The organism is Aliivibrio sp. S2TY2 (assembly GCF_028765525.1).
GTDB classification, from domain to species: Bacteria; Pseudomonadota; Gammaproteobacteria; order Enterobacterales; family Vibrionaceae; genus Aliivibrio; species Aliivibrio finisterrensis_A.
Genome location: NZ_JARACS010000005.1, coordinates 103347 through 127756, shown reverse-complemented (window position 1 = coordinate 127756; position 24410 = coordinate 103347). Strand labels below are relative to the sequence as shown.

The window sequence follows — 24410 nt, the reverse complement described above, 5'->3', positions numbered from 1 at the left end:
CTGCCTTGATAAACAATTGGTTATAAAACATCACATAAAATGTGACGCTAATATTTCTCCAAAAATAGTAACATTAATTACCTAAGCAGAATGTCTTATTTTCCTTTAATGCGATCACACAACCAACTTACGGCCTGATCATTAATGCTTAATTTATTATAAACCATGCTATACACCACCTGCCCATAATCAAACGGCATGGCTTTTATTACCAAGCCCTTAGCCTGACTTGCCATTTCTGCCCATTTTTTAGAGCTTGTAAATAAAAACTCCGTGTGATGGCATAAAGTTGCAGCACTACCAAAATCAGCGACTGAAATCGCGACGTCCCTTGGTTGGTATTGCTGAGCTAAACATTGCTCAAAATAAGGAACATTTAATTCCTTATCAAAAATACCAATATGCTTATAAGCTAAATACCCCTCAACCGTTAACTCTTTATCAACTAGGGGATGATTGGCACTCATAAGACAGACCATTTCATCTTCGATCACTGTTTCCCATACCAATTGTTTTTCAGTCGTTGGCGGCTGACTTCTATCATGTGGCAGCAAAATCACATCAACTTGCCCATTTAATAAAGCATCAAACCCCAATTGTTCTTTTGAGTGAATATCGATATGAGAGTTAGGCGCTTGATTGGATAAAATATCACTAATGATTGGCGCAAATATCTCAAAAGTACTTTCTCGCATTGAAAGTGAGTACTTACCAGAGAAGTCTTTAGGTTTAAATGTGGACTGATTCAGTAAGCCATTCATGTTATTTAAAATTTGATGCAATACGGGTCCAATCTTTAACGCATAAGAGGTCGGAATTAATTTCGTACCGTCACGATAAAACAGCTCATCATCCAACAATTGTCGTAATTGAGATAAGGTTTTACTCATACTTGATGGGCTCATGCATAATATCTCAGCACTTTGCGTTACGCTGTGTGTAGAGAGCATGACATGCAGAGCAGTAAGATGCTTGAAGCTAATGCGAGAGAGTTGAATAAGATCCATTATTGCCCATCGAGTAAAATCTAAACTTGGACACATTATAAAACACTTTGCCGTTGAAATAAGAAATAACATCCTTTAATATCCACCGCCTTACTCTTTGGGGAGTAGCCCGCTTTCTTGTTTTATCTAAATATAGAGAAACCTGAAAGTTCGTATATCAACATAATTGATGCAAAATCATCATGGTATACGAGACAAGTATGAGCAACTTGTTCGGCAAGACCTTAGATTAACATCACGAACCATTGGGTGGGCGTGAGGTTTTTCTATGGATCTTATAATTATAATCCCGCCCAAGTGAGTAATGTCGTGAGTGTATTAGCAATATCCATAACCACCGTCGCACTAGCTGAAATCGGTGATAAAACCCAACTTCTCTCTTTGCTGCTTGCCAGTAGATACCGAAAACCAATCCCTATTATTGCCGCGATCTTTTTTGCGACCATTTTAAATCATGCTTTAGCTGCATATTTAGGCGTGGTTGTCGCTGACTTCTTAACCCCTGAGACCTTAAAGTGGACTCTCATTGTTAGTTTTGTGGCAATGGCTTGTTGGGTCTTAATTCCTGATAAATTAGATGACGATGAAACCATCTCAAACAGAGGTCCTTTTGTTGCTAGCTTCATTGCCTTTTTCATTGCTGAGATTGGTGATAAAACTCAAATCGCCACCTCTATCCTTGGTGCTCAATATTCAGATGCTCTAAGTTGGGTTATTTTAGGTACAACGGTAGGTATGTTACTGGCAAACGTTCCAGTCGTATTGATTGGTAAATTCTCTGCCGATAAACTGCCACTCACCTTAATCCACCGTATAACTGCGGTCATATTCTTAGGATTAGCTGTTGGTACTTATCTCGGAATGTAATGAAGTTACTTCCTTTACCCCTTCTTTTAAAGGGTATTTGTCCTTCTATATTCGTGCTATTTTGCACATTATAAATCCCAATTTACCGTCAATCGTACTTTGGGTTTATAATTTTGATACCAATCATATTTAGTAAAATTGGTATCAGCACAAATCGATAAAACAACTAAACTTAATAATTATAATAGCAATGCCTGTAAATGCCGCTCACACATTTATATTCTGGGTTTTGTAACTCTAAAATAGGTAATGTCTTATGCTGTCTATCTTTGATATCTATAAAATTGGCGTTGGGCCATCGAGCTCTCACACAAATGGTCCTATGATTGCTGGATACAACTTCACCCAACTTATTCAACCACATTTAGCGCAAGTTTCTCGTGTTCAGGTTGATTTATATGGTTCACTCTCTTTAACGGGGATCGGCCACCACACTGACCGCGCAACCATTTTAGGCTTGCTGGGAAATCGTCCAGATAATATCAAGATTACCAGCGCCAACTTAGCGATGAAAAAAGCGATTGAAGATAAGATATTACATATTGCAGGTGCTCATGAAATCATCTTTGATTATGACACTGACATGCTTTTTCATAACACCAATTTACCATTGCACGAAAATGGCATGACTATTTCAATTTTTAATGCAGCAGGACAACAACTTGCCATCGAAACCTACTACTCAGTTGGTGGTGGTTTTATTGCAACCGCAGATGAGCTAATCAATGGTAAAAGCACCGCTGATATTGAGGTGGAATTCCCATTTAAGTCTGCTGATGAGATGCTAGAAAAAGCAGAAGAACAAGGACTAAGCTTAGGCGCTTTTGTACTACGTAACGAAGTTGCATTTCAACCGATGGAAGCCATTGATGCAAAAGCTGACCAAATTTGGAAGGTAATGTCTCTTTGTATGGACCGCGGTTTTCAAACTGAAGGTATCCTTGAAGGCGGCCTAAATGTCGTTCGTCGTGCGCCTGCTTTATTGAAAAAGCTAGAAGCAAACGCCTCTATTGAGAATGACCCAATGGAGATCATGGATTGGATTAACTTATTTGCGTTTGCAGTAAGTGAAGAAAACGCAGCAGGTGGACAAGTGGTTACATCACCAACCAATGGCGCCGCTGGTGTTATTCCTGGTGTATTGATGTATTACCATCGCTTCATTAAAGGGCTAGACACTAAACAGCTAAAAGACTTCTTAGCGGTATCTGGTGCGATTGGTATTTTATACAAAACCAATGCGTCGATTTCTGGTGCTGAGGTAGGTTGTCAGGGTGAAGTCGGCGTTTCATCCTCAATGGCAGCAGCAGGCTTAACTGCGCTTCGCGGCGGCAGTAATGAGCAAATTTGTATGGCGGCTGAAATTGCAATGGAACACTCATTGGGTATGACCTGTGACCCGATTAGGGGCCTTGTTCAAGTGCCTTGTATCGAACGTAATGCCATGGGCTCAATGAAAGCAATTAACGCCTCTCGCATGGCGTTAAAACGCACTAGTAAATGTCTTATTTCACTCGATAAAGTGATCGATACCATGTATCAAACAGGTAAAGACATGAACCGTAAATACCGTGAAACATCACTCGGTGGTTTAGCATTAATCCACATGGCACCACCGTGTGAATAATTTCATCTAACCAATAAACAAAAAATCCAGAGTTCTCAAACGAGGCTCTGGATTTTTAATAAGTTGATTCAGATAACAGAAATACAAATCAACCTCTTTAATTTGTGACTACTATCATACTCCCTCTACGTTAATAGATAAGAACGGAAAAATTTCCGCTTTTTACTTTTTTAAGCATCGTATTGTCTTTATTACCTTTTTAAAGCCTTTGGAATATGTCATGTCATTATTTATGAGCTGTGTTGGGATCTTAGTGCTATTGTTCATTGGGTATTTATTATCCGAAAATAGAAAAGCCATCAGTGTAAGAACGGTTGTCATCGCACTTATTACTCAAATATCATTTGGGGCTTTTGTGATGTATGTTCCTTTAGGCCAAGGAATACTACAAATGATGAGCGATGCCGTTAATCATATTATCAATTTCTCAAATGAAGGATTAAGCTTCGTATTTGGGGATCTCGCTAACTATAAAGTCGGCTTTATTTTTGTCATTAACGTTCTTTGTGTCGTTATCTTTATTTCTGCCCTTATCTCCGTGCTTTATTACCTCAAAATCATGCAATTCGTAATTAATTTAATCGGGGGCGTGTTATCTAAATTATTCGGTACTAGTAAAGCAGAATCAATGTCGGCTACAGCCAATATTTTTGTCGGCCCTATCGAAGCTCCTTCTATGGTTCGCCCATTAGTTAAAAAAATGACTCGTTCTGAGCTATTTGCAGTGATGACTGGTGGATTAGCGAGTGTTGCAGGCGGCACAATGATTGGTTATATCAACTTAGGGATTGACCCGAAGTATATTTTAACAGCCTGCTTTATGACTGCTCCTGCTGGGCTTCTATTTGCCAAATTACTTTGCCCACAAACAGAACAAGAAAAAGTCACTAATGAAATCGAAATTGATGAAGAGACAACCCCTAATTCACTTTTAGATGCGATAACAGATGGCTCGATTATGGGGATGAATCAAGTTGCTACTGTGACCGCATTACTTATCTCCTTTGTTGCTTTAATCGCATTAGTGAATGGTTTAGTCGGCGGGATTGGGGATTTAATCTCTATTGAAGGTCTGAGCTTAGAACTTATTATCGGTTATATATTATCTCCTTTGGCATTTTTAATGGGGGTGCCTTGGAGTGAAGCGGTTACCGCAGCATCATTAATTGGCCAAAAAATTGCGATCAATGAATTCGTTGCCTATATCAACTTTATTGAAATAGCAGAAACCTTGTCACCAAAGACTCAAGCCATTGTTGTATTTAGCCTTTGTGGTTTTGCCAATATTGGTTCTTTGGCGATGGTTATTGGTGGTCTTGGTGCTATATGCCCAAATAAACGCCACATTCTTTCTGAAATTGGGCCTCGTGTTTTAGTGGCTGCAATTCTTGCAAACTTAATGTCAGGCACTATTGCTGGTGCACTTCTTTCATTTTCTTAACATGTATTTATAAGGATTAATCATGTCGACTCCACATATTAATGCACCACTTGATGCATTTGCAGACACCATATTGATGCCAGGTGATCCACTTCGTGCAAAATTAATAGCAGAAACTTATTTAGAAAATGTAACCCAAGTTACTGATATTCGTGGCATGTTAGGTTTTACTGGTGAATTTAAAGGTCGAAGAATTTCAGTCATGGGGCACGGAATGGGAGCGCCTTCTGCATCCATTTACTTTCATGAATTAATGACAACTTATAAGGTAAAAAACTTCATCCGTATTGGGAGTTGTGGCGCTATTCACGATGATGTAAAACTTAAAGATCTTATTGTTGCTATTGGTGCATCAACTGACTCAAGAATGAATCGCATTCGTTTTAAAGATAACGATTTTGCGGCAACTGCAAATTACAATATGCTTAGCGAATGTGTGAATACGTTAAAAACGACTGATATCAATTACCTAGTAGGTAACGTTTTTTCTTCTGATCTATTTTATCGTCCAGATGAAGAGCAATATGACCTAATGGCACGCTATGGCATTCTTGGCGTAGAGATGGAAGTTAATGCACTTTATACCGCAGCAGCAGAAAATAAGTGTAATGCAGTTGCGCTATGTACCGTAACTGACCATATTAAAAACCACCAACATTTAACGGCAGATGAACGTCGAACTGAACTTCATGAGATGATCAATGTTGCATTAGATGTGGCATTAAAATTACCGACTGAATAACACGTATTTAAAGGCCAATTAATCATTGGCCTTTTTAAAACCGTAGAGATAGATAATGAATATAAAAAAGGGCTTCGTTGGAAAAATTTATCATTGCCCGATAAAAGGTGAATTTGAATTCATCTCTAATGGACTTATTACAATCGATCAGCAAGGTAAGATATGTGACGTTCTCCAGCCTTCAGATTCTAGTTATTTAAAGACGCTTAACTTATTAAAAGAAAGAGATTCACTGCAGGAGTTAACGGAACAACAATTTTTATTACCAGGTATGGTTGATCTCCATATTCATGCACCGCAATGGCCTCAAGCAGGAAAAGGGTTAGATCTTCCCCTCAATGAATGGCTTGACCATTATACGTTTCCTTTAGAGCATAAATTTAGTGACCTTTCATTTGCAGAGCAGTACTACCCTCACCTAGTAAAAACCTATTTAGCTAACGGCACTACAACAGCAACCTATTTTGCGACTATAGATACTTCATCTTCTCTTTATTTGGCAGAAACTTGCATTAAATATGGCCAACGTGCATTAGTTGGTAAAGTCTCAATGGATGATAAGGAGATGTGTCCTAGTTACTACGTGGAAGAGAGTGCAGATTACTCTATTCAAGAAGCAGAAAAATTCATAATATCGTTTTCTCAACTAGCTAATAACAATAACTTAGTCGAACCAATCATCACGCCTAGGTTTATCCCTACCTGTTCGTTAGAAGCATTAAAAGGGTTAGGTGATTTAGCGAGAAAATATCAATGTGCGGTTCAAACTCATGCCTCAGAAAGCGATTGGGCACGAGATTTCAGCCAAGAAAAATACAATAAAACAGATATCGAAATTTATAACGAAGCAGGGTTACTTGGTGAACGAACTATCTTAGCTCACTCCATCTTCTTAACCGACTCAGACGTTGACACCATCAAACAGAAAGGTGCAGGAATCGCTCACTGTCCAAGATCCAATATCTATTTTGCAAATGCAGCGCTTCCACTACGTGAATACTTAGATCAAGGCATTCAACTCGGGTTAGGATCTGACATTGCTGGCGGTCCTCTACCTTCCTTATTTATGGCTTGTTCAGATGCCGTTCTTCACTCAAGAGCAAGAGAATGTGGAACGAATGCGAACCTGCCAGCAGAAACAAGAGGTCAAGAAAATAGTCGAGTTTCATTACTAGAAGCTTATTGGATGGCTACAACGGGTGGCGGTCAATTACTCAAACTACCTGTTGGACAGTTTAAAAAAGGTTACTGTTTCGACGCTCTAATTATTGACGATGAAGACTCTAACCTATTAATTTGTCCTGAATTAGATTCACCTCAAGATATGCTAGAAAAAATCATCACTCACACAACAAGAAGTAATATTCGCCAAGTCTGGGTTGATGGCAACAAAGTAAAGTAAAACGTTTAGAGTTGAGCTTGCAGAAGAAAAAAAACATGAACTGAAACAAAGCAAAATATTCTGCAACTCACTCTTTATTGTTATCGCATTTTTTTATGAAACCATTACCATAGAGCTATCTTGAATACACAGCGATAGAAGAATGGACCTGTTTCAACAATTAATCTCAGAGCTTAATTTACCTAAGATCTCTTATGTTAAGAATGAGTTACTTTTACAGCAATCTGCGCCAATTAATTCGCTTCTATTTTGCCAAGATGCGGATCTAACCATTTATCATATCAATGAACATGGTAAAGAGTTTATTCTTGGAGTAGATACAAATTATGCAGGACCTTTAGGTGAGATGGAGTTCTTCCAACAAAAACCTTATTCAACGTTGAATGTTAAAGCCAACAAAGCTGGTTACCTCTATAAAATACCAAAACTTAAACTTCTTGAATTATTAAAAGAAAAGCCAGAGTTCACTATTCTTCTGCTCGAATTTATTTCAACAAGATATAACAAAAATATCACCAAGCTAATGAATAACATCACATTATCGGCAAGGATTAATGTCATCGAGCAAATCCTTGAATTAAAGCAGCACTCAAATAGTTCCCTATTTAAAATTCCTGTGACCTTAAAAGCCAAGCAGTTAGGGATAACTGACCGATGTTATCGCCAAATTTTACAAGTTTTGGAAAAAGAAAATAAGCTAATCAAACAAGGGCATGAGTTTGAGTTACTGGATGAAAAAGCATTAAAAGATGAAGTGCTTTATACCGAAGTAGACCAATAAAAACGATTACAACTACTTCTTATACGGCGACACTATCGTATTCCCTGTCACTGCATGATGGGACACCATCACTAAGTCTTGGTATAAAGCTCGGATATTCTCTTCACTCAATACTTCATTGGGCTTACCTTCTGCCATCACTTCACCTTGGTTAATCAAGATTAGGCGATCACAAAACTCAGCGGCGGTATTTAGATTATGAATCGCAACCAAAGCTGATTTTCCATTTTGACACTCTTTAGAGAGCACATTCATTAACTGGGATTCATGGCCAATATCCAAACTGGCTGTCGGTTCATCAAGCAGCATTAATGGCGTACCTTGCACTAAGGAGCGCGCAAAATGCACTAATTGCTTTTCACCGCCAGATAAGTCTGTCACCGTTCTGGAGCTTAAATGCCCAATTCCAACCATCTCTAACGCCGCTTTGCTTTTTTCTTTAATGACTACAGGCGAAATGACCTCTTGTTGTTGTCTTGCATGAAACCCTAAACCAATAGTCTCCATTACACTGAATGGGAAAGCCGCTTCACTGTATTGGGGTAAGTAGCTCATGCTTAATGCACGTTCAATATGAGAAAGACTCGATAGCGACTTGCCCTTAATTGATATTTCACCCTGTGAATAGCTTTTAAATCCACTGATGCATTTCATCAAGGTACTTTTACCTGCGCCATTAGGGCCGATAATACCAACCACCTCACCTGCATTCACAGAAAAAGAAATGTCTTTTAATAGCGTTTTTGAACCAACTTGATAACTTAGGTTTGATACATTCAGTAGTTCCGCTGTTGAATTCATCATGCTAAACGCCCTTTTCTTTGGAATCGAATAATCAAACCGATAAAGTAACAGCCACCGATAAACGACGTAATGATCCCCGCTTTCAATTCATTTGGTGCGATAATCCAACGGCCTAACAAATCACATACAAGTAAGAAAATAACACCAAAAATGGCAGAGAACGGCAACAGTTTTTCATGCGCAGGCCCAACCAATAAACGCACTAAATGTGGCACCATCAAACCAATAAATCCGATTGGTCCGGCTATCGCTATCGACATTGCGGTAAGTAAAGTTGCGAACATCAATAGTTTGAATCGGGTTTGCTTTACATTAAGCCCCATGCCGTGCGCACTTTCTTCACCCAATGCTAATAAATTTAAGGCACGGCTCTCTTTTAATAGCAAAATGGAAACAATGATAATAACTGGCGTTGGCCATAATAAATGTTGCCACATACGCCCATCCAAGCCACCCATTGCCCAAAAGACAAACTGGCTGACTTCATATTGCTGAGCCATTAATAGTAAGCCCATACGAGCGCCACCCAACAAGCTCGATAACGCTAACCCCGTTAGGATTAAGAATAAGATTTGTGAAGAAGAGTGACGTGAAGCCAATATATAAATAAAAGCCGATGCAGCTAGTGCACCTACTGTAGTAAATATAGGTAACCACATTGGGTTCATAAACGAGAAGCCAGATACAATTGCGATGACTGCCCCAAAACTACTGCCAGAGCTCACACCTAGCACATCTGGACTGGCTAATGGATTTTTAAATAAGCCCTGAGTACAAGCTCCCGCCAACGCCAATGCACCACCAGCCAGAATAGCAGCGCACGCTCTTGGTAATCGAATGTGCATGACAATTGCAGAGGCTAATGGGTATTCTTTTGTGGCGAGTTCGCTGCCATTCATCAAGTAACTCTTAAACATCAACAAAATATCGATAATTGGAATATGCACCGCACCAAGGCTGAGATACGACAAAAACAGACCAATAAACAGACTGACTGAGATAATAATTTGAACTGAAGTTAAACGATAAAAAGGCATTAAGGTTTCTTATACGCAGAATGATTAACAAAAAGAACAGCATCAATAATGTACTGACTATAAACACTTCTTAATACATGAGGCATTTGATACACACGCCCTTCTTTAATGGCATTGACTGATTGCAAAGAAGGATCAGACATCACTTCTTGTTTGAACTGCTCTGCGCCATTCTCATCACCATAAACCCATGCAGGAATAAACAAGACATCAGGATTAAGCACAATGACCATTTCTTTTGATACAGGTACTTGGCCGTACTTATCACTGACTAACCCTTCAATCGCATTATCCAAATTCGCTTGTTCTAATACTTCATCCCATGTTGAGTCTTGCCCACTAGAGGTTCCCCAAGGGTTGTAATCTAACGCTATTAATCTTTGTTTTGGCTTAATCACATTTTGAGTTAATCGCGCTTTCATTTTAGCAACGACTTCTTTAGCCGCTTCGCTTTTGTTAACTATCTCACCAACACGTAAGATCTCAGCTTTAATCTCTGCAATTGTTTTAGGTGTTTGAATTCGATAAACAGGAATGCCCGCATTTTCAATAATGGCTAATTTTGATGCGTCACTCCAATTGGCCGCAAACACAATGTCAGGACGATTCGCGATGATCATTTCTACATTCAGCGCTAATAAAGGAACTGATTTAGGAAGAATATCTTTTACCGCAGAATAGTTAGGATTATTAGCAAGATCAGTCAAACTTGAGAGTGAACTGTCATCCACTAACTCGAGTAACACTGCATCTGTAAATAATGTTTTTGAGGATATTTTTTTAGGCTCTTGTTCAATAACGACAGAATTCCCTAAGCCATCAATCACACTTAACGGATAAATAGTCTCAGCCATTGAGGAAAAAGAAAACAAACAAGAAGAGGCAATAATAAATGATTTTAACGCAAGCCAACGCATGGCAACTCCTGTAAATCGCGTACATTATAGCTCTGAACAATAGAGCATAAAATTAATCACTTCGTATCTGACTCAAATCCCATTGAGACTTTCACAGTGGCGCGTCCGTTACGGATTCTCACCGTATTCCGAAGTGGTCGACATTGTACGTCGCTACGATAATATATTCTATCTATTAAACTCAGATTATCTCGCTATGTTTTCTTAGCTCATGGTAAAGTATATTTCTTCATAACCCACTAATAAGTAATGTAACTATGACACTTAAAGCATCTGGTAATGTCGGTGAACTCTCTTACCCATTCATTTTTGAAGACAGTCCGCTGTGTGATTTTGAGATTTTAACTGACGAGTTATGTACCTATACTGGCCTCGCTCTTTCTCAAATATCAAATCAAGAAGTTCGAGAGTCCCTAGAGCGCTTACAACCAAAAATATTCAATTTAAATGGATCAATTCGTGGTAAATGCGGAATTTTTGAAGACGATATTCAAAACCTGCTATCTGAAATGTTACATTTTAAGTCTCAAGTTCACGACGATGCGAAGCGCTTTGTTCTTCCTCGTGGCACTGGCCCTGTTATTCAACTTCATCAATGCCGTAGTTTAAGTAAAAAAGTAGTGCGCGCTTTAGTTCAAGTGGATAAATTAACCACAAAGAACATTCCAGAAACACTACCTAGATTTGCCAATGTATTAGCAAATTATTACTTTGTATTAACCCGTGTGTTAAATCAAGAAGCAGGGATTGAAGAACCTGAATACATCAGTATTAATTACCCCTCTCCAAAGTAAGTAGATTTGAGTTTATCGACAAGCAATTTAAGTTGCCAAATGGTAGTGAATTAATTTCTTGTTAGTTATTCAATGGAGATAAAAGTCAGCAGGAAAACAACAAGTAGCCACTCTTAGTTACATAACATCTTAATTTCCAACACCACAGCGATATAGGTCAATTTTTCTTCAGATTTATTATTTTTTTAGCGTTGATAGAAATATTCATATGCTATAAAGTTCCCCACTTATAACACCAATAAATAATACTCTCACAAAAGAGTTTGTTACATAAATGGTGCCCATATTAATTTTAAGTTAAGTGAATAAAGTGATTACATTTAATAAGTCCAATAATCTATTTTTTTTGCCTCGCTTTATTGTTTTATTTTTGTGTTTATTTTCTTTCTTATTTTCTATTTTTTATTTCTATAAGTATTCAGAAAGTGAAATAAAGATCAATCAAATAAAAACAGAACAAAGTGCGCTAATTTCCGCTCAAAAAAAATACATTGCAATGACCCTTAACAGCATAGGGAAAGATCTCCTGCTGCTTTCTGACTTCATTGAAATCAATAAGGCTTATGATAAACATGATAAAAAACTCATTAAACTTGCCGAGTTAAATACACTTGCTTTAAGCCTTAGAAAAGGACTTTATGACCAGCTACGTTACCTTGACCTTGAGGGTAACGAAATCATACGTATCAATTACAATAATGGCATACCATCCATCGTACCTAAAGACAAACTGCAAAATAAATGTAATCGATACTATTTTAAAGACAGCTTAAAATTACATGACGGTGAAATTTATATCTCTATTCTTGATTTAAACATTGAGCACGGAGAAATTGAGCTACCTTATAAACCAATGATCCGCCTTGCAACACCTGTATTTGATGAATATGGGAAAAAACGTGGTGTGGTAATACTCAATTATTTAGCAGAGCATCTACTTGATGGTTTAAAGCTTTTCTCATTAGAACAAAAAAATCACCATATGCTTATTAATAGCGATGATTATTTTCTGATTTATGATAAAAGACCTGAATTAGAATTTGCATTTATGTTTGGCGAAAATGCAGATAAAAAATATTCTGCTATTTATCCAAAAACATATGAGTGCTTTAAAAACCGTTCAAAAGGGCAATTCCTAATAGGATCTGGCATACTGACTTTTGACTCTGTATTTTCATATCCTAAAAATGTAGAAACAAGCAAAGACGTTTCCATCATTAACAAAGAAGATTCGTGTTGGCGTTTAATTACCTTTGTACCAAGTGCACCAATTTGGAGCTTAGAAAAGATTGAAAAAAGTGAATTACTCATCGTAATTAGCCTATTCCTTTTCTCTTTACTCGTGGCTTTATTAATTGCACAGCTACAACTTAAAAAGCGAATGAATCATAATAAAATCAAAAAATTAGCACATCATGACTGCTTAACTGGCTTAATAAATCGTGGGTATTTTAAAAAACTATTCCATTGGAAAATGCAACAGGCACGCAAGGACGATACTAAATTAGCATTAATCTATATCGATTTAGATGGCTTTAAAGATCTTAACGATAACTTTGGTCACAGTGCTGGTGATTTAGCTTTAAAAGCAATAGGCAAAAACCTATACAGCGCTTTTTCTGAAAATGCTTATGTGGCTCGTCTTGGCGGTGATGAATTTGCCGTTCTGATTTATGATCTTATTGATCAGCAAACAGCGATCGCACAGGTAGATCAATTTATTAAAAACAGTCATGTGCCATTGATGTTAGAAGATATGCCTTACCATTTAAGTACGAGTATTGGTATTGCCTTCTTCCCAGAACATGGCGGTTGCATCAATGATGTCATGCACAATGCTGATGCTGCTATGTATGACATCAAACGCTCTGGAAAGAATGGTTTTAAAGTATTTGAAATCTAACAAATAAAGAGACCTTTTTAATTACGCCCATGCAACCTTGGTATGGGCGTAATTATATAAACGCCAACAGAGCCAAAAGATAACAACATAAAGTATTCCTGCGCCCAGAACTACGCTTTCCCATCCCCCATGTTGCCAACAATACATTAAATAAAACCCACCTAAACTGCCGCTAACATAGTAATGCACCAAGTATAATGCCGTTGCCGTCGATTTCGCCGTCTCTGCTTTTTGGCTTACCCAACCATACGCCAATGAATGAGTAAAAAAAGCACCAAAACTTAGTACATTCAAACCGATAATAATAGTAATAAGTGATTGGTTGCTAGCGATAAGCATACCAATTAAGCTAAGTAACGTTCCTGCAAACATACCCGATACCGCATTAAATCGCTGACACCATAATCCAACTAAACGGGAACTCACTGTGCCTGATAAGTAGCAAAGAAAGATCATAGAAGTCACGCTTAAAGGCAACGAATAAGGTTCAGCAATTAAACGAAAACCAGTAACGGAGTATAAGTTAACAAACAAAGCAAAATTAACCCCTCCAATCAGCATAGCCAAAAAGAGTGGCTTGTTTCTTAAATGCTGAACAAGTACACGATGATAATCAGAGACTGACCGTTTTTCAGTTTGTTGAGCTGTGTCTTTTGGCAAAATTAGAGCTACGATAATGGCACCAATTGCACTTATTAGGGCCATCAAGATCACTGCCATTTGCCAATTAAAATGATCGGTTATAACACCGCCAAATAATCGTCCAGAAATTCCTCCTAACGAGTTAGCACTAATATAAGCACCAATGGCATAACTAAACGCTTTAGCAGTAAACGCATCCGCCATATAAGCGACTGCAACAGCCGCAAATCCAGCAAGTGCGATCCCCATTGCTGCACGACTTAGAATAAGAACAATAAGGCTATCGGTTAATAATGAGGTCACTCCTATGACAGGAAGCATGAATAAGCTCAATAAAATCACTTTGCGTCGACCAATGAAATCAGACGCTATCGCCCACGGCAATAAACTCAGAGCCAGCATTAATGTCCCTGCAGCCAACAACCAATTGATTTGAGTCGCAGACACCATAAAATGATCAGCCAATACTGGCAACATAGGTTGAAACAAATACAAATTACAAAAGACCAAAAATGATCCAAAAGCCAATGCGGCACTCACTTGGTAATACGCCTTACTACGAAATTCAATCATCTCAGTGATCATCATTAGGAAAACAATATCAAAACAGTAGCAAGTTCATTGAAATAGTGAAAATATATAATAATTATCGATTTGATAGTTTTTGATTATGGTATGTAATAAATATGGATACACGATTACTAAAGTATTTTGTCGCAGTTGCAGAGCATAAAAACATTACCCACGCAGCTAACAGTCTACATATCGCTCAGCCAGCATTAAGCGTGGCGATTAAAAAATTAGAAACCGAATTAGAGCTTGAACTCTTTCGCCGCAATGATCGAAAAATAGCCCTCACTCACGAGGGTGAAGTTCTGCTTACCCACGCTAAATTGATTTTACAGCAATTGGATGATGCTTCTCTTGCAATGAAAGAATTAAGAGGGTTAGAAAAAGGGGAAGTACGATTAGGCGTACCAAGCATTATGGGAACCTACTATTTCCCAGAGGTTCTCATGGCTTTTAAAAGCAAATACCCAAAATTAAAACTCACTATGGTAGAGGCCGGCGCACAGTCAATACAAAAAATGCTGCTTGATGGGGAAATTGACCTTGGCATTACTCAAGTAAGAGACTTACCTAATGAGCTCGACTCCGATCACTTACTTCGATCTCAAATGGTGGCTGTTGTTAGCCCTGAACATGAGTTTTCAAAGAAAAAGACCTTATCGTTTACTGAATTTTTCTCTCAAGAGTTGGTGATGTTCAAACAAGGGTACTTTCATCGCGAAAGGTTAGATGCTATTTGCCAACAACAAAAACTAACCGCTAATTTCTCTTTTGAAACCAACTTATTACCTGTGATCTTGAAAATTGTAAAACGTGACTTCGCCATTAGTGCTTTGCTCGAATTAGCCACAGAAAACGAACCTGACATTGTCTCAATTCCCTTTAGTGAACCTATCTTTTTAGATATTTCAATTGCATGGCGAAAAAATGGTTATCTATCAAAAGCTGACCGGACTTTCTTAGAGTTTGTGAAAAATAATCATTAAAGCTACCTTAAGAAATACGAAAAGTTCCCTAAATTGACACCTCATAAATGAAAAGTATGACTACAAAATTCGGTACTGACATTAATAAAAATAAGTGGAATATTGAATATCAGCTTAGCTTCACATCAAAAAATAAAAATGATGAAAGCGATATAAGTAAAAAACAACATAGCCATTCAATGTGAAATGTTCGCGAAAAATGAGGTGTCACAATGAAGAAATATATCCCAGTTTTACTTGCTCTAAGTACAGTGTCAGGTGCCAGTTACGCAGCAACAGGACCAAAAGAGAGCACTGTTGATTATTTACAAATGCGTAATGGCATAGCTTATCAAGTAAACCAAGAGAACCCATATACAGGATCTTTTGTTCAGAAATACGATAATGGGCAGATCTCGACCAAAGCCCAATTCCAAAAAGGGTTAGAAATAGGTACTGAAACTAATTGGTATCCAAATGGGCAAATGGCGTCAAAACTTAACTTTAAAGATGGTAAATTAAATGGTCAGATGCAGACTTGGTATGTAAATGGTCAAAAGAAAACAGAATTTACTTACAAGAATGATAAGTTAGATGGACAAGCAACTCGTTGGTATGACAATGGCGAGAAAAACTTAACCATTAACTATGATGATGGTCAGAAAGACGGCCAATACACCAGTTATTACGCTAATGGGAAAAAAGCGACACAAGCTAATTACGATGACGGAAAAATCAAAGATGGTTCAGTAACTCATTGGAATAATCATGGTGATAAAGTAGAGCAACTCACTTTCAAAAATCAAAAAGTGGTTTCTGAACAAACTTGGTTGCCTGAAAGTTAGTGTTCAAAAAGACTATCAGGATAAAATAAACCCTCAGTAATCTTACTTACTGAGGGTTTATTTTATTTATTAAGTAACACTCAACTCAATTATCACATCTTAAATTGCTTAACCGTGTCATTTAAAACAATAGATAACTTAGTTTGAATCTTTGGCGTTAGCTTCTAGAAAAGACATCACCTCTTCTCTCTCTAATGGATTTAACCCTGCTCGAGGAAACATGCTCTGAGTGATACCACGCCATTGAGCCTTAGTATACTGCTTGGGATCTTTGGCTGAATGACACATGGTACAACGCTGATAAAATAAGGCTTCACCGACGCTTTGTTTTGTCTCACTGCCTAATCCATTATCATGACCTAGGGTTGCGTTTACTTTATCAATCTGAAGATCGGTATCTACCGTGACAATTCTTGGTGGCTCAAACGCTAAATTGGGTGATTCCGGATCTCGACAACGTTGAATATAAGCCAGACAGGTATTAGCCGTCGTCGCTTGGCTTAAATCACTTGATGCTTTACCAGAGGTTAATACGTTAATTGAGCCACTATTACAGCGCCCTTGGCTATCAAATTGCAACCACGCCCCTTCTTCTAAACTGATCACGCCGGGCATAATCTGATCAGAGACTTTCGCTCCAGCAATCACTCGACCACGTTCATTAAATATCTCAACTAACTGGCCAGAACGAATCCCGTGCTTCTCTGCATCTTTATCATTAATAAGTACGTATTGTCGTCCTTGAACACTTTCGTATTTACGAACTTCTGTATTTGCCAGTTGTGAATGTAACCGCATATAAGGATGCGGGCTAACAACATGAACTTCATTAGGCTTTGCGTTACCAAGATATTCAAACGGTTCTAAGAATGTCGGCATTGGCGGGCAGTTTTTCACATCAAAATTGGCGATATCTTGGCAATATAGTTCTATTTTTCCTGATGTCGTATGCAGTGGGTTCTTCTCTGGATCTTGATAAAAATCACCATGTCTTACCCATTGGTTTGCTTCTTGTGGCACTGGTAATAAAGCGACACCATTTTTCCAAAACTCATCAAACGATAATGTAGCAGAAGACGCTTTATAGGCTCGTTTTAATATCTCATCAAACGGTAACCCTTCCGTAAATTTATCTTCAACGTTAAATATTTCAGCTAATCTTCGGAAAATTTCGAAGTCATCTAAACTTTCCCCGTAAGGCTGAATAACCTGACGCATCGCATAGATTTTATCGTTACTGTAAGTCCCACCAGAGGAGAGATCATCTCGCTCTAACGTACTGGTTGCGGGTAAAACAATGTCAGCATAACGCGACGATGCACACCACCATGGGTCTTGGCATACAAAGGTGTCTACTTTGTCATTAAGTGCTGCAATCAATTGATTGGTATCTTGTTGATGTGAAAGTAGGTTATTGCCTGCGTTATACACCATTTTGACATCGGGATAGGTGTATTCGATACCATCTCTTGTAAAGGTTTTTCCTGGATTCATTAACATTTCAGAAATACGAGATGCCGGGCAAATAGTACTGACTGGGTTTTTACCTTGAGATAAGCCAATTGGTAATGTTTTCCCTGATTGTGGCATACCACCATTACCGTAATGCCAACTAAAGCCAACCCCTTCCCCCGGTTTACCAATCTTCCCTAACATGGCTGCAAAGTTAATAATTGCCCAATGAATCATTTCACCATGATCGGCTCTTTGCAGCGACCATCCAGCGGCAAACTGAGTTTTACTGGTTGCAAATTTAATCGCCATTGCCTGAATATCTTTTGCCGATATACCTGTAATTTTCGCTGCCCACTCTGGAGATTTAACCACCCCGTCAGTTTTACCCATTAAATTATCAATGTATTTATCTGCCCCTACGGTGTAGCGATCTAAGTAAGAGGTATCATGTAGATCATTAACATATACATGCTGCGCCATGGCTAAGAATAAAGCGGTATCGGTATTAGGCACAATTTTGACCCATTCCGCATCTAACTCATCATCTGTTCGGGTACGTTGTGGATTAATTGAGATGAAATTGATGCCATCTTCGGCAAACTGCTTCCAATGTAGGTACATTTGATGATCGGCGACTCGAAATTCGATGCGGTTATTTTTCCAAGGATCACAACCAATCAGTACAAATATTTCAGTGTTATCTTTAATTACAGGCCACGCTGTTTGTGGTGAATACACTTCCATATCACCAATAACATGAGGAAGGATAACCTGAGAGGCACCACCTGAATAGTCACCCGTTGTGGTACTTTGCCCACCAATAAGATTAAAGAATCGGCCTTGTAGTACTTGTGGCCTCATTAAACCGGCGTGTGACCAACCACCATAAGAGCTACTAAAAATAGCTTCATTTCCATGGTCGGTGGCTGTCGTTTGAATGGCTTCTGCTACTAATGATAATGCGACATCCCAACTCACACGAACGAAGGGTTCTTTACCACGTAAATGAGTCTTGGTATCGCCTTTTGGATCGGCTAAATAAGAGGCTCTAACCATAGGGTATTTAACACGAGTTTTATCGTAAACCCGACCAATCAGCCCTTCCGTTAACATTTCGGTAGGCATTGCATCGAGATCTTTACGCGGTTGAATACCAACAAGTACACCTGCTTTTACTATCGCATTAAATGGCCCCCAGTGACTTGCGTGTGGGATCACCTCAATATCTTCATCATCAAAGAATTTCGAAGCCGGATAAACCATTAAACCACCACCAGCAACAACTGCTGTAGCAATGGATGTTTTTAAAAAAGTACGTCGAGAAATAGCCATAATACATTCCGTAGTTTTAGTTACTTATCAATACTGATGATTCGATAAGTCATTCATAAGGAATATAGTAAACCTTCAAAGGTTCATTTTAAATGCACATTTATAAATAGATAAACATCGTACGTACTGATGAATGGGGATTTAAGTGATTTTAGAGTCCGCTATAACGAAGTTAGACGATGTTACGTTCATAAAAAACACTTAACCAAAAAATAAAAGAATGATTTCATTTTTGATGTATGAAGTTTATTACATAAAAAAACGGCACCTCTTATAAAAGAAGTGCCGTTTGGTTATTTAATGACTGTTTCTAATTTTTTCTAGCGTAATTATTTAACGCTAGTTACTCGGCTAACACGCTCGCCAGTAAATGATGCAGAACGAATTTGAACATCACCTGTTACTTTTGGTTTGTTTGCATTGTCATATTCAGACCATGTTTTACCGCCATCTACAGAGTATTGTAGCGTTACACCTGGGAATGAAATGTTCATGCTTAGTTCGCCGTTTGCAATTTCTGCACCTGGGATAGGTAGACGGTAATCAATACCCGCTCTTTCAAGCTTCGCTAATTCACGTTGACCCATAGTGTTTGCAAAGTTCGTCCAATCAGTAAGCTGTGCTTTCTTGTTCACTAGGTTTGTTTCTAGAGAGTATTTAACACCTGCTTTGTATTCATTTTCCCAAGACGCTTCATGCCATGCACGCTCTGCTGCTGCGATAACACGTGGGAATACCATGTATTCATATTGCTCATCAGTACGTACGGTTTCAGACCAAAGTTGTGCAGACAGACCGTAGAAAGGTTTCTTAGGTGTTACTGTACCTGCACTTTCAAAGCCGTTACCGTCACGGTCAACTGATGTTTCCGCATTTTGAGGTAGGTTTTCTGGTGCAAAACCGAACATCTTACGTGTATCTGTTGCACGAGTTGCCCAGTAGTAGCCACGCTCTTTTGCGTCAACTTCATATGGGAAATCCATATAAACGTAATCTGGGTTAGAGATAACTACGTCGTAACCTTTTTCAGCCCACTCGTATGCTGAAGCACCACCGCCCCAGTATAAAGTATCCCAGAAGTTTGCACGTACTGATTCAGTTGCGAATGCATTAGCACCTTCAGAATATTTCAGACCATCTTGCCACGCTTGGAAGTGTGGGATGCCTTTAGCTGCAACAATTTTAGATACTTGCTCAGCAAAATGGCTTGGTAGATGTTCGAAATCTGCAACTTCACCGCTTGCAATCAGAGACTGACACTGTGGCGATTTTTCAAATGGGAAGTCTTGCTTAGATAAGTCTAAGTCACCTTTCCATGCGATTTTTTCTTCATCGTTGATGTCTTGGAAACCAGCGTGAAGTTTGATGTTTTTCGCTTCATCACCACCGAAGTGCCATGTTGATAGAGGAACACCTGCCGCTTTGTGCATTGCTGCAACTTCAGTGATCACTTTATCTACAAATGTTGAAGATGAATCTAAACATGGGTTAATGAAGCTTTGTTTATTGTAGAACTGAACCGTTGTTACGTTTGATTCGTCTTTTGGATCCATCAGGCGGTATTGGTTCGCCTCTTCCATCTTACCTTCAGCAGCAAGACGTGCGTAACGAGCTTCCATTGACATAACTGCTGCACGTGAGTGAGCTGGCATATCGATTTCTGGAATCACTTCAATGTTACGGTTTTTCGCGTACGTTAGGATTTCTAGGTAATCTTCTGTTGTGAAGAAACCAGAACCAAAGTTATCTGAATCAGCACCTGAACCTAGTTGAGGTAATAAACAAGAGGTTTCTGTCTCATCAAAACAACGATTACCACCGATGTCAGTTAGTTCAGGAAGACCAGGGATCTCTAAACGCCAACCTTCATCATCTGTTAGGTGAAGATGTAGTTTGTTAAGTTTGTATGCTGCCATTTGATCAACCGTCGCAAGAATCGCTTCTTTTGAGTGGAAGTTACGAGCAACATCAACCATTACGCCACGGTATTCAAAACGTGGAGCATCTTCTACGTTTAGCGTTGGGATTTCTGAGCTATCTAAGCTTACTAGAGCAAGTAAAGATTGTACGCCGTAGAATGCACCCGCTTGGTCAAATGCAACAACCGTAGTTTTACCTTCAGCCACATCTAATTTGTATGCACCAGATACGCCATCTTTGAATTGCTTCTTATCTACAGAAACAGACACTGGATATTCACCAGAAGTTTCAAGACCTAGAAGTTCAGCACGTTGGTTTAATGCAGCAAGTTGGTCTGCATCAATACCGTTTGCTGTAATAGAGATACCTTTTGCTAAATCAACCGTTTTGTTCGTTAGCGTTGTTTTTAAAGGTGTTGGAATAATATGAGAAGACGCATCTACTTCAGCTACATCAGCGTTTTTCTCAAAACGAGTGTTTGCTGTTGCTACAACGTTGTTATCAGCAAGAGTACGTTTTAGTTGAACACCGATAATTTCATCAACAAACTCACTAGTATCTTCAGTATCCAAAGAAATGATATTACGAGCTTCTGCACCTGGAGCCGTTACAAATGCGCCTGGCATGAAGTCAGTTTCAAATAGCTGCCAGTACTCAGCTACCAATGGAAGAACTACTTCTTCGCCAGCAGCAAAACCATCAAACTTATCTGTTGGTTCAAGTTTGTGTAAATCACCCGTTACACGAGTAATCTTAAATTGGTCATTTTCAACATCTAGAATTAAACGAATGCTGTGAAAATAGATTGTCCAATCAGCAGAATCAACCGCTTCACCAGTGTTGGTGATTGTCATGTTTACTTTGTTACATGATGCCCATTCAGCCTGAAGTTCTTTACAAGCAAGGCCGTCATCAGCGCCTTGGTTAGTAATCACTGTGTAGTTAATATCTAGGTTTTCAGCCAGCTGGTTAACTGTTGATTGTTCAGAAGAAGTAGAAGAACAAGCCGCTAAGCTTGCCATAATAACAGTAGAAAGAAGGGTTCTTTTCAACATGATTCCATTCCTAAAAATAAAGTAATTAAAATTCAAATCTGGAATTACAATACAAAAGTTTTTTAGTTTTACAAATTAAGATAAATCCAAATTATGCTTTGAATCACACTTAATTCTATATTTCACGGTATAAATTAAAATAATGAGAGTTACATCAACTTATAACAGAACGGAATACTAGTAGCCCCGCTAAAAATATAATTATCATTATGTGAGGTAACCCACAATAACCCCCAACTAACTGAGGTACAAAATAAAAATTTAAGATCAACAATACACATTAGAACCCCAAGATACTTAATTCACAGTGAAATAAAGTTTTACATGTATGTGTGTATTTACTTAAAACTTTATTTTTCTATTTACATTTTGACTTCATAAAGGTGCAATCGATTGCACTCTCAATTTTCAAAGAGAGCAATGTAACAATAGTTAATTAAGGAGATTTAAATCACTAAAAATCACAGTTAAAGACATTATGATAGGTGATTAGCAAATAACCGATATTATAGGTATAACCATGAGTACATTAATTGCCATTGCGATTACTACAGGCATTCTTTCAGGTCTTTGGGGCTGGGTAGCAGTAAGCTTAGGATTATTAAGTTGGGCTGGTTTTCTTGGTTGCACTACCTACTTTGCATCCCCTACCGATGGACTAAAAGGCATAGGGTTAAGTATTGCTACTAATCTTAGTGGTGTATTTTGGGCTATGGTCATCATTAAACTTTCATCAATGGCAAGCCTAGAGATCATTGGTTATGTTATTACAGCTATTGTTGCTTTCTTTATGTGCGCACAAGCAAAAAAGAGTTGGTTAAGTTTTATTCCAGGTACCTTTATTGGCTCATGTGCAACTTTTGCGTCAAATGGTAACTGGCAACTTGTTATTCCATCTCTAATCTTAGGGGTTGTCTTTGCATATGCAATGAAGACATCTGGTTTGTGGCTAAAAGAAAAATTAGAAAATAATAAATTAATGGCAATGAGCAAAAGCTAAAAGTAAATCCCAATTCAAAAAAAGCCTCTTAACTAATCTAATGATAACTAGTGAGAGGCTTTTTTATTCATCCTTGAATATCTTCCGAGCTTCTAGCGTTGTAAAGTGACAAAATAGATTTAAACACATTTCATAACTTTAAAAACAATCACTTATGAGACATATGTATAAATAAACTCAAAAAAACATCTACAACTCAATAGTTTACAAATACAAAAACGCCGCTTGATATTGCTATCAAGCGGCGTTCTTAAAGGTGGCTCCCTTTGCTGGACTTGAACCAGCGACATACGGATTAACAGTCCGCCGTTCTACCAACTGAACTAAAAGGGAACAGATGTTGCATCTCATAAAGAGAAAATATGGTGCCGACTACCGGAGTCGAACTGGTGACCTACTGATTACAAGTCAGTTGCTCTACCTACTGAGCTAAGTCGGCACACTATATCTTTTGTCATCATCAAGCTAACTTAGCTCAATAATAGAATGTGGTGGAGGGATAGGGATTTGAACCCTAGAACCGCTATTAACGGTTGCCGGTTTTCAAGACCGGTGCTTTCGACCACTCAGCCATCCCTCCACGGGACTCTTCTGAAGCATCTGCCTCATCAAGTGATGTCGCGCATTATAGAGAAAATGAGATCAGGCGCAAGTCTTTTTTGAAAAAAAATGTCCACTTGATTAAAAGTAAACCTAATTGATTGATTTTTATCGAATTTGAATAAAAAAACAACTAATCATTGATGACTATAGTATTTATTTATTCTCCACTTTATAAAACCCTCTACTAAATCTTTTAGCAAAACATTCAATAAGAGCTACCCGGTGTCTTTTTGATTAAAAAAACTTATATCCTATATTAAGAATATAGTTTATTGATACGAGAACCATCTATGATTAACATCTCAGCGTTAGAAGATATGTTTGAAGGAGACGAGGCGATTATAAAAGAGTTATTTTCGCTATACCTTAATGAAAATGCATGCATCATTCAAAAAATACGCCTAGAGTATGATAGCGATAATCTAACTGCACTTTACAATACCGCACATACTCTTTCTGGAGCTTTAGGGAACCTTTTTGAAATAGATATTATTTCTCAAATAAAAGAAATTGAAAGACTATCAAAAAGCGATACTAAGCCGGACGCTGAAATCATAGAGTCAGTTATCTCTGAGCTAAAAAATATTTCAGACCAAATGAATCAGTACCTTTCTTAGAAGAGAAAAATCAATCCTCTTCTACTTAAATAAAGTAACAAACATAATCCCCCCACGTTAATCTGATGATCTCTGGGGGACTTA

General features: G+C 38.2%; 19 protein-coding genes, 3 tRNA genes and 2 riboswitches. Of the genes, 12 read left to right on the top strand and 10 right to left on the bottom strand.

Annotated features, from left to right (window positions below; all coding sequences use genetic code 11):
- Window positions 1-95 precede the first annotated feature (95 nt).
- Window positions 96-1007 carry a LysR family transcriptional regulator gene (locus PVK63_RS10190; protein WP_274440454.1) on the bottom strand — a complete coding sequence of 304 codons (912 nt, stop codon included), beginning with the start codon at window positions 1005-1007 and terminating at the stop codon, window positions 96-98.
- A gap of 82 nt (window positions 1008-1089) precedes the next feature.
- Window positions 1090-1222, top strand: a riboswitch (yybP-ykoY riboswitch).
- 94 nt (window positions 1223-1316) lie between these two features.
- On the opposite strand from PVK63_RS10190, the gene PVK63_RS10185 reads away from it, so the two are divergent.
- The 6 genes from PVK63_RS10185 (at window position 1317) to PVK63_RS10160 (ending at window position 7867) form a co-directional block, all read left to right on the top strand.
- A complete protein-coding gene (locus PVK63_RS10185; RefSeq protein ID WP_274440402.1) occupies window positions 1317-1874 on the top strand; it encodes a TMEM165/GDT1 family protein in 558 nt (185 codons plus the stop codon).
- Between the two features lie 256 nt (window positions 1875-2130).
- Complete coding sequence (locus PVK63_RS10180) at window positions 2131-3501, top strand: L-serine ammonia-lyase (RefSeq protein WP_274440401.1); 1371 nt, start codon at window positions 2131-2133, stop codon at window positions 3499-3501.
- 220 nt (window positions 3502-3721) lie between these two features.
- Entirely contained in the window at window positions 3722-4942 is a 1221-nt protein-coding gene (locus PVK63_RS10175; protein ID WP_130086552.1) for a NupC/NupG family nucleoside CNT transporter, read from the top strand.
- Between the two features lie 22 nt (window positions 4943-4964).
- Window positions 4965-5684: a purine-nucleoside phosphorylase gene (gene deoD, locus PVK63_RS10170; RefSeq protein WP_130086553.1), complete on the top strand. Its 720-nt coding sequence runs from the start codon at window positions 4965-4967 to the stop codon at window positions 5682-5684.
- A gap of 55 nt (window positions 5685-5739) precedes the next feature.
- On the top strand, window positions 5740-7086 hold the full coding sequence (guaD, locus tag PVK63_RS10165) for a guanine deaminase (protein ID WP_274440400.1): 1347 nt from the start codon (window positions 5740-5742) through the stop codon (window positions 7084-7086).
- 142 nt (window positions 7087-7228) lie between these two features.
- The gene (locus PVK63_RS10160) at window positions 7229-7867 is read left to right on the top strand and encodes a Crp/Fnr family transcriptional regulator (RefSeq protein ID WP_274440399.1); all 639 of its coding nucleotides are present in this window, start codon (window positions 7229-7231) and stop codon (window positions 7865-7867) included.
- A 12-nt stretch (window positions 7868-7879) separates the two neighbouring features.
- On the opposite strand, the gene PVK63_RS10155 is transcribed toward PVK63_RS10160, so the two are convergent.
- From PVK63_RS10155 to PVK63_RS10145, 3 genes are read right to left on the bottom strand one after another with little or no spacing between them, the layout of a single operon-like run.
- Entirely contained in the window at window positions 7880-8671 is a 792-nt protein-coding gene (locus tag PVK63_RS10155; RefSeq protein WP_443111688.1) for an ABC transporter ATP-binding protein, read from the bottom strand.
- The gene (locus PVK63_RS10150; protein WP_274440398.1) at window positions 8668-9708 is read right to left on the bottom strand and encodes a FecCD family ABC transporter permease; all 1041 of its coding nucleotides are present in this window, start codon (window positions 9706-9708) and stop codon (window positions 8668-8670) included. Before PVK63_RS10150 ends, PVK63_RS10155 begins: the two co-directional genes overlap by 4 nt.
- Complete coding sequence (locus tag PVK63_RS10145) at window positions 9708-10625, bottom strand: ABC transporter substrate-binding protein (RefSeq protein ID WP_130086557.1); 918 nt, start codon at window positions 10623-10625, stop codon at window positions 9708-9710. The genes PVK63_RS10150 and PVK63_RS10145 overlap by 1 nt, the downstream gene beginning before the upstream one ends.
- 40 nt (window positions 10626-10665) lie before the next feature.
- A riboswitch (cobalamin riboswitch) is annotated at window positions 10666-10801 on the bottom strand.
- A gap of 81 nt (window positions 10802-10882) precedes the next feature.
- Here PVK63_RS10145 and PVK63_RS10140 point away from each other — a divergent pair.
- Together PVK63_RS10140 and PVK63_RS10135 are read left to right on the top strand one after the other, a co-directional pair.
- The gene (locus tag PVK63_RS10140; RefSeq protein ID WP_130046978.1) at window positions 10883-11419 is read left to right on the top strand and encodes a cobalamin adenosyltransferase; all 537 of its coding nucleotides are present in this window, start codon (window positions 10883-10885) and stop codon (window positions 11417-11419) included.
- Between the two features lie 310 nt (window positions 11420-11729).
- Complete coding sequence (locus tag PVK63_RS10135; RefSeq protein ID WP_274440397.1) at window positions 11730-13322, top strand: sensor domain-containing diguanylate cyclase; 1593 nt, start codon at window positions 11730-11732, stop codon at window positions 13320-13322.
- Between the two features lie 21 nt (window positions 13323-13343).
- Here PVK63_RS10135 and PVK63_RS10130 read toward each other — a convergent pair whose 3' ends face one another.
- Entirely contained in the window at window positions 13344-14537 is a 1194-nt protein-coding gene (locus PVK63_RS10130; RefSeq protein ID WP_274440396.1) for an MFS transporter, read from the bottom strand.
- Window positions 14538-14650: 113 nt separating this feature from the next.
- Here PVK63_RS10130 and PVK63_RS10125 point away from each other — a divergent pair, with 113 nt between their 5' ends.
- Window positions 14651-15520, top strand: coding sequence for a LysR family transcriptional regulator (locus PVK63_RS10125; RefSeq protein WP_130046980.1), 870 nt, complete (start codon window positions 14651-14653; stop codon window positions 15518-15520).
- Window positions 15521-15732: 212 nt separating this feature from the next.
- Window positions 15733-16344 carry a toxin-antitoxin system YwqK family antitoxin gene (locus PVK63_RS10120; RefSeq protein ID WP_274440395.1) on the top strand — a complete coding sequence of 204 codons (612 nt, stop codon included), beginning with the start codon at window positions 15733-15735 and terminating at the stop codon, window positions 16342-16344.
- A gap of 138 nt (window positions 16345-16482) precedes the next feature.
- On the opposite strand, the gene PVK63_RS10115 is transcribed toward PVK63_RS10120, so the two are convergent.
- Both PVK63_RS10115 and PVK63_RS10110 read right to left on the bottom strand, forming a co-directional pair.
- Entirely contained in the window at window positions 16483-19131 is a 2649-nt protein-coding gene (locus tag PVK63_RS10115) for a molybdopterin-dependent oxidoreductase (protein WP_274440394.1), read from the bottom strand.
- Between the two features lie 329 nt (window positions 19132-19460).
- The gene (locus tag PVK63_RS10110; protein ID WP_130046982.1) at window positions 19461-22106 is read right to left on the bottom strand and encodes a beta-N-acetylhexosaminidase; all 2646 of its coding nucleotides are present in this window, start codon (window positions 22104-22106) and stop codon (window positions 19461-19463) included.
- A 520-nt stretch (window positions 22107-22626) separates the two neighbouring features.
- On the opposite strand from PVK63_RS10110, the gene PVK63_RS10105 reads away from it, so the two are divergent.
- Window positions 22627-23106: a DUF1097 domain-containing protein gene (locus PVK63_RS10105; RefSeq protein WP_274440393.1), complete on the top strand. Its 480-nt coding sequence runs from the start codon at window positions 22627-22629 to the stop codon at window positions 23104-23106.
- A 257-nt stretch (window positions 23107-23363) separates the two neighbouring features.
- Here PVK63_RS10105 and PVK63_RS10100 read toward each other — a convergent pair.
- The 3 genes from PVK63_RS10100 to PVK63_RS10090 form a co-directional block, all read right to left on the bottom strand.
- Window positions 23364-23439 (bottom strand) — tRNA-Asn (locus PVK63_RS10100).
- A gap of 30 nt (window positions 23440-23469) precedes the next feature.
- Window positions 23470-23545: transfer RNA gene (locus PVK63_RS10095), tRNA-Thr, on the bottom strand.
- A gap of 50 nt (window positions 23546-23595) precedes the next feature.
- A tRNA-Ser gene (locus PVK63_RS10090) sits at window positions 23596-23686 on the bottom strand.
- A gap of 313 nt (window positions 23687-23999) precedes the next feature.
- Between PVK63_RS10090 and PVK63_RS10085 the strand changes: the two genes are divergently transcribed.
- A complete protein-coding gene (locus PVK63_RS10085; protein ID WP_274440392.1) occupies window positions 24000-24326 on the top strand; it encodes an Hpt domain-containing protein in 327 nt (108 codons plus the stop codon).
- Window positions 24327-24410 lie beyond the last annotated feature (84 nt).